Consider the following 14,701-nt stretch of genomic DNA (forward strand, 5'->3'; position numbering starts at 1 on the left):
TCGATGGTGGACACGACGCCTTCGATGACGGCGGGCCGAGGCGAAGCCGGTCGCGCGGAAGTATTCGTGGCGCTGCTTCGCTGGGTCCGCCGGTATACGCCGCATTATGTCGCCCTGGCGCTGATCGTCGGCGCGGCGTCCCTGATCCCGGTCGGACAGGCCGAAGCGCTGCGCCGGGTATTCAACGCGGTATATGAAGGTTCCGTTCCGCTGCTCCGGCAGGCGGCGGTATACTTCGGCGCGGTGTTTTTCGGCGGGCTGATCGTACAGATCGCCCGCACCTGGCTGTCGCAGCGGCTGTACAACCGGTCGACGCTCGAACTGCAGCGGGAAGTGCTGCGCCGCATGTTCCGGCTTGACCTGAGGCTCCTGAACCGCTGGCATGTCGGCGACCAGATCCAGCGGATCGGCGACTCCGCCGTGGCGGCGCAGGACGGGGTGAACCGGCAGATTCCGGCGCTGATCGAGCGGCTGCTGTCGGTCCTCCTGCTGATTGTCTACCTGACGGTGCAATCCTGGCAGCTCATGGCCGTCGCGCTGGCCGTCGCGCTGTTGATGCCGATGGTCTCCAATCTGCTGGCCGGGCCGATTTACCGCGAGCAATCGCGGGCGAACGAAGCCCGGGCTGAACAGGATGCGCTGCTGCAGGACCAGATGCAGGGCGCCGAGACCGTCCGCGCGTTCCAGCTGCGCGAACGGTTCAACCTCCGCTGGCTCGAGGTCGTCCGCCGATCCTTCCGGCACCGCCTGCGCGGCCATCTCTGGATGGCGGCTTCCGGCTTCTCGATTTTCCTCGGTTACTGGCTCGGCATCGCGTATATATTCATCGCCGGCGCGCTTCAATTCGCGGCAGGCGCGATCGATATCGGCGTCATCGCGGCCTTCGTCATTTCCTATGAGCATCTCGTGCGGCCGCTCTCCCATCTGACGAACATCTGGGCGGCCGTGCAGAACGCGCTGGCCCATGCGGCCCGCGTGTTCGAGATTGCCGATCCGGCCGCGCCCTTGGAGAAGCCGCCGGCCGGGGCCGAACGCCTGCTGCCGGATGAAGGGGATCTGGTCCTCGACCGGGTGACGTTCGGGTACGATCCCGCGCAGCCGGTGCTGCGCGAATTGAGCCTCACGGTGCGCCGCGGGACGGTGACGGCGCTCGTCGGTCCGAGCGGCCAGGGCAAAAGCACGCTGCTCAAACTGATCATGGGGCTGTATGCGCCGGACTCCGGCGCGGTGCTGCTGGGCGGCGTGCCGATCGATGAGCGGACGATGGCGGACTGGCGGCGCCGGGCGGCCTGCGTGCCGCAGGACATCGGCCTGTTCGACGCGACGGTCGCCGACAACATCCGGGCCGGGCGGACGCATCTTCAGGATGAGGCGCTGGCGGAGGCGGCGAGGCTCGCCCGGGCCGACGGCTTCATCGGGAAGCTGCCGGAAGGGTATGCGACCCGGCTGGGCGAACGGGGGCAGACGCTGTCCGGCGGCGAACGGCAGCGGCTGGCCATCGCGCGCGCCTGCGCGCGGAACCCCGAGTTTCTGCTGCTCGACGAACCGACGTCGGCCCTCGACGGGGAGAACGAGCGCCTGCTGCAGGAGACGCTGCGCTCCCTGATGGCGGGGCGGACGGTGATCGTCGCGGCCCATCGGCTGTCGACGGTCCGGCATGCGGACCGGATCGTCGTCATTGACGAAGGGCGGGTCGTCGAGAGCGGGACGCACGATGAACTGATGGCGCTCGGCGGTCGTTACGCCGAACTGGTGCGGGCCGGAACGTGGGCGGACCGGGCGGAGGCGACCGCTTCGGGGGAGGGGAATGAACCGTGAGCAAGCCGTCGGCCGTTCACCCGAAACTGTCCGATGTCTGGGCGCTCACCTGGCAGCGGCTCGGTCCGCGCAGGCTGGCCTATGCCGCCGGCCTCATCCTCAGCCTGTCGCAGTCGCTCATCATGATGCTGGATCCCTTCATCATCAATCTCGTGTTCAACGCGCTGGAAGCCCGGGAGTTTGCGGATGTGCGGCTCATCGTCGCGGCGGGGACGGCCGTCTTTTTCTTCCTGACCGGCACCTTCCTCGTCGGCGAATACCTCAAGCAGGACGCGCTGAACGGCCTGAACACCGGCCTCATGGCGCAGGCGGCGGACGAAGCGCAGCGGTTGCCGCTCGAATACGCACAGTCGGCCCATTCGTCCGATCTGGTGCAGCGGGCTGCGCACGACACGCAGCGGATGACGGGCATCCTGAACCTCCTCCTCGACCGGATGGCGGATCAGGCCGCGATGTTCGCGATGGCCGCCGCCTATCTGCTCGCGCTCAACTGGCGGATCGCGCTGCCGCTGCTGGCGGTATCGCCGCTCATTTTGGCCGCCGGCCGCCTGATCCGCAGACGGCTGAAGGCGATCGGAAGCGAGACGGCCGAACAGGAGGCGGCCGTCCGCCTGTGTCTTCAGGATGCGCTGCAGAACCTGGAGATCGTGCGCGCGCTGGGGGCGGAGGACTGGATGACGGAGCGGTTCGCGCGGGAGAGGACCCGGCTGAACCGCCTCTACGCGCGCCGGACCTGGTGGCAGCAGGCCGTCATGCTGACGACGACCTCCCTCTCGAATCTGATCATTCTGGTCACCATGCTGGTCGTCGGCCTCCTGGCCATCCGGGGAGAGATGGCGCTCGGTTCGCTGATGGTCTATTTCGCGCTCGTCTGGCGGATCAACGGCCCGCTCGAGAGCATCGGCCAGATCTGGGGACAGGTTCAGGAGCAGATCGGCGCTTCCGGGCGCGTGTTCCGCCTGCTTAAGGCCGAGAAGGAGCCGCAAGCGGTTGCCGGTGAAGCGCCTGCCCCATCCCCCGCGCAGGGCGGATTGACCATGAATGGCGTCTCGTTCCGTTACCGGCGGTTTGCGGAGCCGCTGCTGCCCGCCGGGCCATCGCCGGCGGCGGATGACGAATGGACGGTGCGCTCCATCGACCTGGAGCTTGCCACCGGCACGTTCACGGCGCTCGTCGGACCGAGCGGATCGGGCAAATCGACCGTGGCGAAGCTGGCCGCCGGCCTGCTGTTCCCGCATTCCGGGCGGATCCGGATATGCGGGCTCGATCCGCGGGAAGACGCCGAGGCGGCCCGGGCGCTCGTCGCCTATGTTCCGCAGACGCCGCACATGTTCGGCGGGACGATCCGGGACAACATCGCCGTCGGCCGGCCCGGCGCGTCCGATGAAGACGTGACGGCGGCCGCGCGGGCGGCGATGGCCCACCCGTTCATCGTCGGGCTTCCGGACGGCTATGACACGGTCATCCGCGAGCACGGCCGGACGCTGTCCGGCGGGCAGAAGCAGCGGATCGCACTGGCGCGCGCGGTGTTGTCCGGCCGTCCCGTCTGGATTCTGGACGAGGCGACTTCCGCGCTGGACGCGGAGACGGAGCGCGAAATCATCGCGATGCTGCTGCGGCTCAAGGCGACAGGGCACGCGATTCTGTTCGTCGCGCATCGGCTTGCCGCCGTGACCGGAGCGGACGAGATCGTCGTCATGCAGGCGGGCTCCGTCGCGCAGCGCGGAACGCACGAAGAACTGCTGCGCGACCGGCAGGGCCTGTACCGGCGGTTGTGGGAAAGCTTCGCGCCGATGCAGGCCGCTTCCCGTTGAACGCCGCACACGTGCCGCATCCATACAGGAAGCCGCCGGTTCCAACCGATGAACCGGCGGCTGTTCCCGTCCATTTCATGCTCCGGCGCTGACGTTCACGTGGAACGTGACGCCGAACCGGTCCCGGACGATCCCGTACAGCGGGCTCCAGTCCGTCTTCTGCTGCGGCAAGATCACTTCGCCGCCGTCGCTCGGCGCGTCGAAGATGCTCCGCGCCCGCGCCTCGTCGTCCAGCACGATCGCGATCTGGACGGCGCCGCCCGGCGGATGGGCCGTGCCGGGGACGTGTCGGAGAACATGAGCTCCGCGTCGCCGACCTTGAGCGGCGCGTGCAGGACGCGGTCTTTGGCTTCCCCGGGGACAGGGTGATCCGGCGCGGACGGCAGATCCCCGTAGGTCATGATCCCCGTGATCTTTCCGCCCAGCGCATGCCCGTAGAAACGGACGGCCGCCCTCGCGTTGCCGTCGAAGGTCAAATACGGATTCAGGCGGATGGACATGGCGCCGCACTCCTTCGCACGTACAGGATGCAACGTCCTCAGTATGCCCAGAAATCCGCATCATCCGACAGAGGCGAAACCGGGCCGCATGCGGAGCGGGACGGAAGAAGGCCCTGCCGACGGTTCCGCGCCCGATCCGATCCGCCCGGTCCGCCTTCCGATCCGCCCGGCGGCCCGGCCGCCGGACCATCCGTCCGGATCACGATCCGACCGACCGGTCGGCGGCGTGCCGCCTCGCCGCGCGCCTGCGGTGCCATTTCCACCCGATCCAGGCCGCGGTCAGGAGAATGAACGCCGCGAGGACGTAGGCCTGATACTCCTCGATCGCTTCCATCGCCTTGTCCCGTTCTCCCGGGTAAAATTTGCCGATGCTGAGCAGCACGAACGTCGACGGCGCGATGCCGAGCATCGTGAGCAGCGTGTAGAGATGCAGCTTCATGCGCGACATGCCCGCGACGAACGGCACCGCGTTTCCCAGATGGAGCGGACTTGCGATCGCGACGCTCCAGACGCCGTACCGGCTGAAGGCGGCGGACGCCTGCTCGAGCTGTTGCCGGCGGGCAGGGCTGAGCCGCTTCATGAGGCTGGTGCCCAGCGCGTAGCCGATCGCATACGGGATGTAGCTGCCGACGGCGTACAGCAGGCTGCCGGCCGCGGAAATCCAGACGATCTCCAGCCAGGTCAGGTCCATCACGAAGCCGACCGTCACGATGAAAAAGGTTCCGATGAACGGAAACGCGCTGCCTTCGATGAACAGCGAAGCGAGCACGCCCCATATGCCCCAATCCTCTAGCCAATCAAAAAGCGTCTCCGCCAAGCGCGCCCACCCTTCCATCGACCGCACGGTCCGCGCGGAATTTCACCTTCCCAATTATAGTATAGCGCGGCCCGGACCGCATCCGCCACGGGTCCGGGCCGGCGTCGGACCGGAAGCGGCGGGTCCGGCCTGCCGCACTTTTTACAAATTCGCCGCAATTTTCTGCTATGATAGAATCATCACGATTTCGGAGGGTGATGCACGACATGCAAAGCCATATTTCGGCGGGCAAAGGCCATCGCGCGGTGCGGAACGTGTTCGCCGTTCTCGCCTGGCTGCTTACCGCCTGCATCGCAATTCAGGCGCTGCTGGCCGGCGCGGCGGTGTTCCACGATCCGAAGTTCTGGCAGATGCACAATCGGTTCGTCCCCATGTTCGAATGGCTGCCCCTCGTGATGCTGATCCTCGCCTTTCCGGGCAAATTCGCCGCTTCGGTCAAATGGAGCGCGGCGGCGCTGTTCGTGCTGATCGTCCTGCAATACGTGACGGCGAACTTTACGGGGATCGGCATGCTGCATACGGTGATCGCGCTGTTCATGTTCCTTCTCGCGTACCGGACGGCCGTGTCGTCGCTCAGGGCATAAGGTCCTCCCGTCATCGCAATCCGGTATAAATGATGGGCAATTCCGTATGGGTATGCGGCGGCAGAAACGCTATAATGGAAGTTGTGGCCGAATCATGCAGCAACATCTAAGGGAGAGAGAGATGCCGTGAGGATGACGTTTCGCTGGTACGGCGAAGGCAACGACACGGTCACGCTGAAGCAGATCCGGCAGATTCCGGGCGTCGAAGGCATCGTCTGGATGCTGCACGACGTGCCCGCCGGCGAAGTGTGGCCGATGGACAAGATCCGCCATTACAAGAAGCTGGCGGACGAGTACGGCTTCCACATCGAGGTGGTGGAAAGCGTCAACGTCCATGAGGACATCAAGATGGGCCTGCCTTCGCGCGACCGGTACATCGAGAATTACATGCAGACGATCCGGAATCTCGCGGAAGTCGGCGTGAAGGTGATCTGCTACAACTTCATGCCGGTGTTCGACTGGCTGCGCACGGACCTGTCCAAGGAGATGGAGGACGGTTCGACGGCGCTCTTCTTCGAAAAGGCGAAGATCGACAGCATGGACTACCGCGAGCTGATCCGCATGATCGCCGAAATTCCGGGCTTCACGATGCCCGGATGGGAGCCGGAGCGGCTGAAGCAGGCCGGTCCGGTGATCGAGGCGTACCAGAGCATCACGGAGGAGGATCTGTTCCGCAATCTCGAGTATTTCCTGAAGGCGGTCGTGCCGGTCGCGGAACAATATGACATCAAAATGGCGATCCATCCGGACGATCCGCCGTGGTCCGTGTTCGGCCTGCCGCGCATCATCACGAATCAGGAAAACATCCGCCGCGTGCTGAAGATGGTCGACAGCCCGTACAACGGGGTGACGCTGTGCAGCGGTTCGCTCGGAGCGAACCCGGCGAACGACATTCCGGCGATGATCCGGGAATTCCGGGACCGCATTCCGTTCGCGCACATCCGCAACGTGCGCGTCTACGATAACGGCGATTTCATCGAAACGTCGCACCGCTCAAGCGACGGCTCCGTCGACATCGCCGAGGTCGTGCGGGCCTACCACGAGATCGGGTTTACGGGCTACGTCCGCCCGGACCACGGACGGCACATCTGGGACGAGCGGTGCCGGCCCGGCTACGGCCTGTACGACCGCGCGCTCGGCATCATGTATCTGTGGGGAGCCTGGGACGCGCTCGAACGCGTGAAGAAGGGATGAGAGCATGCTTCCGATTCACGAAAATCTGAAGGGCAAGGTCGCCGTCATCACCGGCGGCAGCGGCGTGCTCTGCTCGGCGATGGCGCGGGAGCTCGGCCGGCAGGGCGTGAAGGTCGCGATCCTGAACCGGACGCCGGAGAAGGGCGAGGCGGTCGCCGAATCGATCCGCGCCGCGGGCGGCGAAGCGATCGCGGTCGCTTGCGATGTCGTGAACGCGGCGAACGTCGCGGAGGCGGCGGCCGTCGTCGCGGAGAAGCTCGGCCCGTGCGACATCCTGATCAACGGCGCGGGCGGCAACCACCCGCAGGGGATTACGACGAACGAGACGTTCCGGCCGGAGGATCTGGAGAAGGAAGGCGTGACGACATTTTTCGACCTGACCCGCGAGGGGATCGAGTTCGTCTTCAACCTGAACTTCCTCGGAACGCTCATCCCGACGCAGCATTTCGCGAAGCAGATGATCGGCCGGGGAGGCGTCATCATCAACATCTCGTCGATGAGCGCGCCGTGCCCGATGACGAAGGTGCCGATTTACAGCGCCGCGAAGGCCGGCATCGAGAACCTCACGCAGTGGCTGGCGGTCCATTTCGCCGAAGCCGGCATCCGCGTGAACGCGATTGCGCCGGGCTTCTTCCTGACGGAGCAGAACCGTAGTCTGCTCACGAATCCGGACGGTTCGCTCACGGAGCGCGCGCACAAGATCCTCTCGCACACGCCGATGCGCCGCTTCGGCGAGCCCGACGATCTGCTCGGGGCGCTGCTGTGGCTGGTCGACGACACGACGTCGCGCTTCGTCACGGGCATTACGGTGCCCGTCGACGGCGGTTTCCTGGCCTATTCCGGCGTCTGACGCGGCATGCGGCCGGTCCGGCATGCGCCTGCGGAATCCGCGTGCCGCGGTACGATTTCCGGCGAACCTCATTTCGGCGGAGGTTGGACGGTACGATGCTCGTCGCGCTGCGATCCCGGGACGAGGCGCTAGCCCGTCCCGCGTTTCTGGCGGATGAGGCCCGCTTCCATCCGCTGGGCCAGATCAGCGGTCAGGCGGACGCGCTCCGGATCAAGTCGGACGACGGCGCGCTGCTGTTCGTGCAGGCGCCGGGGCGGAACGCCTGGCTGTGGGTGGACCCCGGCGCGCCGGAGGAAGTGCGCGCGGCACGCATCCGCGAGCTCGCGGAGCGGCTTGACGACGGCGGATTGCCGGGCGTGTTCGGCGATCCCGGACCCGCGCGGACGTTCGCCGAGGCCTATTCGGCGAAATGGCGGATCGCGTGGACGGAGCGGATGACGCTCGTGCCCTATGTGTGCCGGGAGCTCAAGCAGCATGCGGCGGCGGAAGGGGAACTGCGCCGCGCGGACATCGCGGACCGCTACACGGCCGCACGGTTTCTCGCAGGGTTCTCGCGGGACGCCTACGGCGAGCGCGTCGCCGCGTTCACGCAGCTTCCGGCGGCGGACCGGATGATCGAGCGGGATGAGCTGTACTTCTGGACCGTCAGAGGCGAATGCGTGGCGATGGCGAACATCGCGCACCGGTCGGCGCGGCACGGACGCATCAGCGCCGTCTACACGCGGCCGGACGCGCGCGGGCGCGGCTACGGCGGCGCGATCACGGCGGAACTGACGCGCCGGCTGCTGGACGAAGGGCTGACGCCGATGCTGTACGCCGACGCCGGCAATCCGGGATCGAACCGGCTGTACCGCCGGCTCGGCTACGAGCCGCTGCGCCCGATCGTCGAGATCGCCTTTCATCGGGAATGGACGGCATGACGGAAAGAGGAGGCCGCTTGAGGCGGCCTCCTCTTTCGTGTCAGGACGGAATTCAGGCTTTCCGCGGACGACAAGTCCCGTCTTCCCCGGGCGGATCCCCGAGTTCCCATCCGCCGGCGGACGCGCGGGCTTCGAACCGGCGGACCCGTCCTTCCCCGTCCTCGGCTTCGACGATCAGCCGTCCGCCCATGGCGGGCCGGATCGTGTGGATCTCCCCGTCCGGCATCCGCTCCCCGACAAGCGGCGCAAGGACCGGGATGAGCATGTCCTCGAGCCACATGCGCTCGAGATGCCAGAGGGGCGGCTCGAGCGGCGGCGGATAGCCGTCGGACGGCGCGCCGAGCGCGCGGGCCAGCGCTTCGGGCTCGTCCGGCAGCATCCTGCCCGCGCCGACCGCCGCGGTCCACCGCAGGCAGAGCTCGACGGTCCGCGCGATCTCGCCGTAGTCGAGCGTGCCGTTCGCATAGCGGATCTCGACGGTGCCGTTCGCGTACCAGGCGCGGGCGTTGATGCCGCACCGGTGGGACTGCGGCCGGCCGGGATTGTGCAGCGCGGGGCTGCCGGGGTTCGCCGCGTACCGCGCGCGCATCTCCGGCGTCACCGGCGGGCAGAATAACAGCCGGTGTCCGGCCGTGCGGAACAGCCGCCGCAGTGCGTCCTGCGTTCGCAGCGCCGCATCGAGGAGCGGCGCGACGATCGTCTCGCCCCAGGCCGACAGATCGACGTGCACATGGAGGCCGCAGCTCCAGTTCACATACGCGCCGGAGCGTTTCAGCCGTTCCGCCGCCAGACGGATGCTCTCCCGCTCGTCCCAGGCGAGCGGCGGCGATGCGAGTTCCGCGCCCGAACGGGCCCCCCTTTCGTCGAAGAGCAGTTCCTCGGGGTGCAGCGTCCAGCCGGGCGGAAGCTCCCGTTCGTCCGGCTTGTCCCCGACGAACTCGAGCTCCACGCCGAAACGGAGATCGGTCCATTCGACCTCAAGCGGCCAGGTCATTCAGGCATCTTCCTCCCCGTGTCAGAGATGTTGCCATGACGGGCAGGCCGGGGAGGCGAACGGGATCACCAGGGGATTTTCAGGACCGGCATGGCGTCTCCTCCCGCGACTTCGGAATTTCTTCCATGGTTTTCGCCGCGCGGCGTTAAATTCCTTTTTGGTAACAAACGGCCAACAGGCGTTTTTCGCATCCGTGCGGGACCCGCCCGATGCTACGACGGCCGAGTGATCGGCCTGAAGCGCCGGATCGGGAAAACGCGGCCATGCCCGGGCCGCGTTTTTTGCATGCGCGTTTCCATCCATCTCCTGATCCGGACGGTGCGGAAACGATTGCGGCGCGCCGGGCGCGTCAGTTATACTAGGTACGGCATTTTACCTTTTAATGGAGGATAGCAACATGACTGACAAAATCAGACTCGGCGTCGTGGGATACGGCAATCTCGGACGCGGCGTCATCCAGGCGATCGGACAAAATCCGGACATGGAGCTCGTCGCGGTGTTCACGCGGCGCGATCCTTCGCGGCTTGAAGGGGAAGCGGGCGTTCGATTTGAGCATATATCCGCCGCCGAGCAATACAAGGGCCGCATCGATGTCATGATCATGTGCGGCGGGTCCGCGACGGACTTGCCCGAGCAGACGCCGGCGATGGCGGCGATGTTCAACACGGTCGACAGCTTCGACACGCATGCCCGGATTCCGGAATATTTCGAGAAGGTGGACGCGGCGGCCCGCAAGGCCGGCACGGTGAGCGTCATTTCGACCGGGTGGGATCCGGGTCTGTTCTCGCTGAACCGCCTGCTTGCGGAAGCGGTTCTGCCGCAGGGCAAGGAATACACGTTCTGGGGCAAGGGGGTCAGCCAGGGCCATTCCGACGCGATCCGTCGCGTGCCCGGCGTGAAGGCCGGCGTTCAGTACACGATTCCGTCCGCCGAGGCGATCGAGCGCATCCGCGCAGGCGAAACGCCGGACCTGACGACGCGCGAGAAGCACACGCGCCATTGCTTCGTCGTGGCGGAGGAAGGCGCGGACAAGGCGGAGATCGAGCGCGCGATCGTCACGATGCCGAACTACTTCGCCGACTATGACACGACCGTCACGTTCATTACGGAAGAGGAACTGCGCCGGGACCACGCCGGCATGCCGCACGGCGGCTTCGTGATCCGCAGCGGCATCACGGGCAAGGGGACGAAGCAGATCATCGAGTTCAGCCTGAAGCTCGAGAGCAACCCGGAATTTACGGCCAGCGTGCTGACCGCCTACGCGCGGGCGGCTTACCGCCTGCACCGGGACGGCGTGACGGGCGCGAAGACGGTGTTCGACATTCCCTTCGGCCTCCTGTCGCCGAAGTCGCCGGAGGAGCTGCGCGCAACGTTGCTGTAAAACGGTATTTGCGGTAGGTTTTCTTACACAAATTTGCATTTGTTGTGAACCAAAGTAACCGGACCGCGTTACTTTGGTTCACGTTTTTATGGAAAAAATAGTCATAAATTCATTTAATCGTGTTACAAAAAAAGATTTATTGGCGCAACGGCGATCAATGCGTTAGACTGTTGACTATCGCTGCGGAAGTGCAAAGGTTCAGCGTGAAAATGCAAAGGCAATTCGTCAAAGGAGAGTGAACGGATGGCGACGATTCTGTCGGAAGAAAGTCTGACGCAGGCGAAGGAGTACGTTGACCGGGTCTACAAGACCGTCATCGCCCGCAACCCGCACGAGAGCGAATTCCATCAGGCCGTGAAGGAGATCTTCGAATCGCTCATTCCCGTGCTCGCGAAGGAGCCGCACTATATCAAACACAACATCCTGGAGCGGATCGTCGAGCCCGAGCGCTTCATCACCTTCCGGGTGCCGTGGGTCGACGACAACGGCAACGTGCAGGTGAACCGCGGTTTCCGCGTGCAGTACAACAGCGCGCTCGGTCCCTACAAGGGCGGCCTGCGCTTCCATCCGTCCGTCAACGCGAGCATCATCAAGTTCCTCGGTTTCGAGCAGATCTTCAAGAACGCGCTCACCGGCCAGCCGATCGGCGGCGGCAAGGGCGGATCGGACTTCGACCCGAAGGGCAAATCCGAGAACGAGATCATGCGGTTCACGCAGAGCTTCATGACGGAGCTCTACAAGTACGTCGGTCCGGATGTCGACGTCCCGGCGGGGGACATCGGCGTCGGCGCCCGGGAGATCGGCTACATGTACGGCCAGTACAAGCGCATCCGCGGCAGCATCGAGGCCGGCGTCCTGACGGGCAAGGGCATCGGCTACGGCGGCAGCCTGGGCCGCAAGGAGGCGACGGGCTACGGTCTCATCTATTTCGTCGAGGAGATGCTGAAGTCGAAGGGGCTCGGCTTCAAGGACGCGACGGTGGTCGTCTCCGGTTCCGGCAACGTCTCGATCTACGCGATGGAGAAGGCCCAGCAGCTCGGCGCGCGCGTCGTCGCGTGCAGCGACTCGAACGGCTATGTCTATGACCCGCAGGGCATCAATCTTGAAACCGTGAAGCGGATCAAGGAAGTCGAACGGAAGCGGATCCGCGAATACGTGAAGGAGCATCCGCACGCCACCTATACCGAGGGCTGCGAAGGCATCTGGTCGATTCCGTGCGACATCGCCCTGCCGTGCGCGACGCAGAACGAGATCTCCGAAGCGTCCGCGCGGCTGCTCGTCGCGAACGGCGTCAAGGCGGTCGGCGAAGGCGCGAACATGCCGTCGACGCTCGAGGCGATCGACGTCTTCCTGAAGAACGGCGTTCTGTTCGGGCCGGCCAAGGCGGCCAACGCCGGCGGCGTCGCCGTCTCCGCGCTCGAAATGTCGCAGAACAGCATGCGCCTCTCCTGGTCGTTCGAGGAAGTCGACGCGAAGCTGCATCAGATCATGAAGAACATCTACCAGAGCAGCGTGAAGGCGGCCGAGGAGTACGGCTATCCCGGCAACCTGCTCGTCGGCGCGAACATCGCCGGCTTCAAGCGGGTGGCGGACGCCATGATCGCGCAGGGCGTGGTATGATCCTCTAAGATCATAGGAATCCGTACGGGTGCGGTTGACGGCCGCACCCTTTTCTGTTATGGTCGGGTTGGCAGGGGCATTCCGCCGCGCGGCGGAATGCCTTCGTCCATCTCGAGCATCTGGTGGAGGGGATTCGGATGAGGAACATGCTGCAGCGATCGCATGCTGCAAAGGACGGGATCTACCATGAACCATAGCGCTCGGATTCCTTCGCGTTCGGGTCGGGAACATGCGCAGCCGCTCTACCCGACGGAAGTCTGGGAATGCACGAATGAGGACTGCCCGTGCTGGATGCGGAAGGGACTGACCTTCGAGGAACAGCCGAAATGTCCGATGTGCGGTTCGGAGATGATGCCGGGCGAGCGGATGCTGCCCCGCGTCAGCGACAAGGAACCGCGATAGGACGGGGGCGCGGAACATGTGGACCTGCCGGCGGCGGGTCTTTTTTTTCGTTCGGGACGGACGGACGGGCGCTGTTGCGGTTCCGCGGGTGATTATTTATAGTGGTAGTGATCGGAAGAGGGGAAGAAGATGACGGGAATCCGTGTTTCACCGTGGCCGGCCGTGCTGCTGGCCGCGCTGCTGGCCGTCCTGGGGCTCTGCGGGCGGGCGGAGGCGCACGCCGTGCTGGAGCGTTCTTCGCCCGCGCCCGGCGAACGGCTGGAGGCGGGACCGGATGAAGTCCGGCTGGAGTTCAACGAGCCGGTCGACGCGAAGGTCGGCTACGTGAGGGTGCTGGACGGCCGATCCGGGCGGGTCGCGGACGGCGATCCGGAAGCGCTGGACGCCGGCCGCACCCTTCGGTTGCCGCTGCCGCGGCTCGGAGAAGGATTGTATACGGTCACCTACCGCGTGGTGTCGGCGGACGGGCACCCGGTGGAAGGGTCCTACGTGTTCGTCGTCGGCGATCCGCCGGAGGCGATCGACGCCTCCGCGTTCGATCTGCACCGGCAGCTCGGCCACGAAGGGCACGGCGGAGGCGCTGCGACGCAGCTCACCGCCCGGGAATTTCTGATCTATGCCGCGCGGGCGTTCTATTACGGCGCGCTGCTGATCGCGGCCGGCTGGTTCGTCTGGTCGGCGTGGGCGCCGCGGCGCTCCGCGTCGTTCGGAGAGGCCTTCCGCGATTGGAGCGGCCGGTGGGGGCTGTGGGCGACGCGCGCCTTCCTCGTCGCGGCGCTGGTCCATGTGTTCTTCCATGCCGTGGAGCTGACGGAGGGACTGCCGCTGTCCGAATGGGGCAGGCTGTTCACGGCGACGGACATCGGGCGGGCGTGGACCGTCACGCTGGCGCTCGCGCTGATCGGGCCCCTGGCCCGGACCGCTTCGCGTCCGGTCGGGTGGCTCTGGGCCGGCGCGCTGCTGCTCGTGGAGAGCTTTTCCGGGCATGCCGCAGCTTACGAACCCGGGTGGCTGACGATCGGGCTCGATTACGTCCATCTCGCGGGCGCTTCGATCTGGGCGGGCGGGCTCGCGATGCTGGCCGGCCTCTGGTCCAGAGACCGGAAGGAGGCCGCGCGGTTTGCCGCGGTGTTCAGCGGGCCGGCCCTCTGGGCGATGGCGGCGATGGCGGCGAGCGGGCTGGCAAGCGCGTGGGTGTTCCTGCCGGGGCCGGCGTATCTCTTTTACACCGCATGGGGCTTCCTGCTGCTGGTGAAGACGGGGCTTGCGCTGCTGGCCGTGCTGGCGGGCGGCCTGATCCGGCTGCGGCTCCGGCGGGGAGGCATGCCGCAGGGCGCGCTGCTCAAGGCCGATGCGGCGATTCTGGCCGCGATCGTCGTCATCGTCGGGCTGTTCACCTACATCAGCCCGCTGCCGGCGAACGAACCGGTCTACGCCCACAAAATGGGCGAGGACATGCACCTGACGCTGCGGATTACGCCGAACGTACCGGGTGAGAACACCTTTATCGTCAAGGTGTGGCTGCCGGAGCCGCTCGGCGAGCCGAAGTCGGTCGCGCTCAGGCTCCGTTCGGAGGACCGGCCGGACGCGGGGCCGATCGACGTGCCGCTCGAGCCGTACGAGGATACGGAGATCGACAATTTCTCCGGTTTCGTGAAATCGACGTACCGGGCGGAGGGGCCGTATCTGCCGTTTCCGGGGCGGTGGACGGCGGAGATCCGCGTGGTCGACGCGGAGGACAACGAGAAGGTCCACCGCGAACCGTTCCGCAATTATTGATGCGGCGCGAAGACTGTTCCGGCGTGAA

At 65.9% G+C, this 14,701-nt stretch carries 13 protein-coding genes; 10 read left to right on the plus strand and 3 right to left on the minus strand.

Annotated features, from left to right (window positions below; all coding sequences use genetic code 11):
• Nucleotides 1-3: 3 nt before the first annotated feature.
• A complete protein-coding gene (locus A9Z00_RS09100; protein ID WP_296976144.1) occupies nucleotides 4-1,818 on the plus strand; it encodes an ABC transporter ATP-binding protein in 1,815 nt (604 codons plus the stop codon).
• Nucleotides 1,815-3,632, plus strand: a complete 1,818-nt coding sequence (locus A9Z00_RS09105; protein WP_296976147.1) for an ABC transporter ATP-binding protein — start codon at nucleotides 1,815-1,817, stop codon at nucleotides 3,630-3,632. The genes A9Z00_RS09100 and A9Z00_RS09105 overlap by 4 nt, the downstream gene beginning before the upstream one ends.
• Nucleotides 3,633-3,805: 173 nt before the next feature.
• Here the strand turns inward: A9Z00_RS09105 and A9Z00_RS09110 are convergent, their stop codons facing one another.
• Together A9Z00_RS09110 and A9Z00_RS09115 are read right to left on the minus strand one after the other, a co-directional pair.
• Nucleotides 3,806-4,132: a VOC family protein gene (locus tag A9Z00_RS09110; RefSeq protein WP_296976151.1), complete on the minus strand. Its 327-nt coding sequence runs from the start codon at nucleotides 4,130-4,132 to the stop codon at nucleotides 3,806-3,808.
• Between the two features lie 199 nt (nucleotides 4,133-4,331).
• Entirely contained in the window at nucleotides 4,332-4,949 is a 618-nt protein-coding gene (locus A9Z00_RS09115; RefSeq protein WP_296976155.1) for a DedA family protein, read from the minus strand.
• A 206-nt stretch (nucleotides 4,950-5,155) separates the two neighbouring features.
• Here A9Z00_RS09115 and A9Z00_RS09120 point away from each other — a divergent pair, with 206 nt between their 5' ends.
• The 4 genes from A9Z00_RS09120 (at nucleotide 5,156) to A9Z00_RS09135 (ending at nucleotide 8,497) form a co-directional block, all read left to right on the plus strand.
• A complete protein-coding gene (locus A9Z00_RS09120; protein ID WP_296976156.1) occupies nucleotides 5,156-5,533 on the plus strand; it encodes a DUF6220 domain-containing protein in 378 nt (125 codons plus the stop codon).
• A gap of 126 nt (nucleotides 5,534-5,659) precedes the next feature.
• Nucleotides 5,660-6,727 (plus strand): mannonate dehydratase, encoded by a 1,068-nt coding sequence (uxuA, locus tag A9Z00_RS09125; protein ID WP_296976159.1) that lies wholly within the window; start codon nucleotides 5,660-5,662, stop codon nucleotides 6,725-6,727.
• 4 nt (nucleotides 6,728-6,731) lie between these two features.
• Nucleotides 6,732-7,577, plus strand: coding sequence for an SDR family oxidoreductase (locus A9Z00_RS09130; RefSeq protein WP_296976163.1), 846 nt, complete (start codon nucleotides 6,732-6,734; stop codon nucleotides 7,575-7,577).
• A gap of 83 nt (nucleotides 7,578-7,660) precedes the next feature.
• Nucleotides 7,661-8,497: a GNAT family N-acetyltransferase gene (locus A9Z00_RS09135; RefSeq protein WP_296976166.1), complete on the plus strand. Its 837-nt coding sequence runs from the start codon at nucleotides 7,661-7,663 to the stop codon at nucleotides 8,495-8,497.
• 52 nt (nucleotides 8,498-8,549) lie between these two features.
• Here the strand turns inward: A9Z00_RS09135 and A9Z00_RS09140 are convergent, their stop codons facing one another.
• Complete coding sequence (locus tag A9Z00_RS09140; protein WP_296976168.1) at nucleotides 8,550-9,491, minus strand: amidoligase family protein; 942 nt, start codon at nucleotides 9,489-9,491, stop codon at nucleotides 8,550-8,552.
• Between the two features lie 397 nt (nucleotides 9,492-9,888).
• Here A9Z00_RS09140 and A9Z00_RS09145 point away from each other — a divergent pair, with 397 nt between their 5' ends.
• The 4 genes from A9Z00_RS09145 to A9Z00_RS09160 all read left to right on the plus strand — a co-directional run bounded on the left by A9Z00_RS09145 (nucleotide 9,889) and on the right by A9Z00_RS09160 (nucleotide 14,673).
• The gene (locus A9Z00_RS09145) at nucleotides 9,889-10,872 is read left to right on the plus strand and encodes a diaminopimelate dehydrogenase (protein ID WP_296976171.1); all 984 of its coding nucleotides are present in this window, start codon (nucleotides 9,889-9,891) and stop codon (nucleotides 10,870-10,872) included.
• A gap of 243 nt (nucleotides 10,873-11,115) precedes the next feature.
• Nucleotides 11,116-12,492: an NADP-specific glutamate dehydrogenase gene (gdhA, locus tag A9Z00_RS09150; protein ID WP_296976174.1), complete on the plus strand. Its 1,377-nt coding sequence runs from the start codon at nucleotides 11,116-11,118 to the stop codon at nucleotides 12,490-12,492.
• Between the two features lie 186 nt (nucleotides 12,493-12,678).
• A complete protein-coding gene (locus tag A9Z00_RS09155; protein ID WP_296976176.1) occupies nucleotides 12,679-12,894 on the plus strand; it encodes a cold-inducible protein YdjO-related protein in 216 nt (71 codons plus the stop codon).
• Between the two features lie 129 nt (nucleotides 12,895-13,023).
• Nucleotides 13,024-14,673, plus strand: coding sequence for a copper resistance CopC/CopD family protein (locus tag A9Z00_RS09160; RefSeq protein ID WP_296976179.1), 1,650 nt, complete (start codon nucleotides 13,024-13,026; stop codon nucleotides 14,671-14,673).
• Nucleotides 14,674-14,701 lie beyond the last annotated feature (28 nt).

This window comes from Thermobacillus sp. ZCTH02-B1 (genome assembly GCF_002159085.1).
GTDB lineage: Bacteria > Bacillota > Bacilli > Paenibacillales > Paenibacillaceae > Thermobacillus.

What these genes read in the sequence shown, in the direction of transcription:
- A9Z00_RS09100 (WP_296976144.1), top strand. Translation starts at nt 4, where the DNA reads ATGGTGGACACGACGCCTTCGATGACGGCGGGCCGAGGCGAAGCCGGT.
- A9Z00_RS09140 (WP_296976168.1), bottom strand. Translation starts at nt 9,491, where the DNA reads ATGACCTGGCCGCTTGAGGTCGAATGGACCGATCTCCGTTTCGGCGTG.
- A9Z00_RS09110 (WP_296976151.1), bottom strand. Translation starts at nt 4,132, where the DNA reads ATGTCCATCCGCCTGAATCCGTATTTGACCTTCGACGGCAACGCGAGG.
- A9Z00_RS09130 (WP_296976163.1), top strand. Translation starts at nt 6,732, where the DNA reads ATGCTTCCGATTCACGAAAATCTGAAGGGCAAGGTCGCCGTCATCACC.
- A9Z00_RS09155 (WP_296976176.1), top strand. Translation starts at nt 12,679, where the DNA reads ATGAACCATAGCGCTCGGATTCCTTCGCGTTCGGGTCGGGAACATGCG.
- A9Z00_RS09160 (WP_296976179.1), top strand. Translation starts at nt 13,024, where the DNA reads ATGACGGGAATCCGTGTTTCACCGTGGCCGGCCGTGCTGCTGGCCGCG.
- gdhA (WP_296976174.1), top strand. Translation starts at nt 11,116, where the DNA reads ATGGCGACGATTCTGTCGGAAGAAAGTCTGACGCAGGCGAAGGAGTAC.
- A9Z00_RS09120 (WP_296976156.1), top strand. Translation starts at nt 5,156, where the DNA reads ATGCAAAGCCATATTTCGGCGGGCAAAGGCCATCGCGCGGTGCGGAAC.
- A9Z00_RS09145 (WP_296976171.1), top strand. Translation starts at nt 9,889, where the DNA reads ATGACTGACAAAATCAGACTCGGCGTCGTGGGATACGGCAATCTCGGA.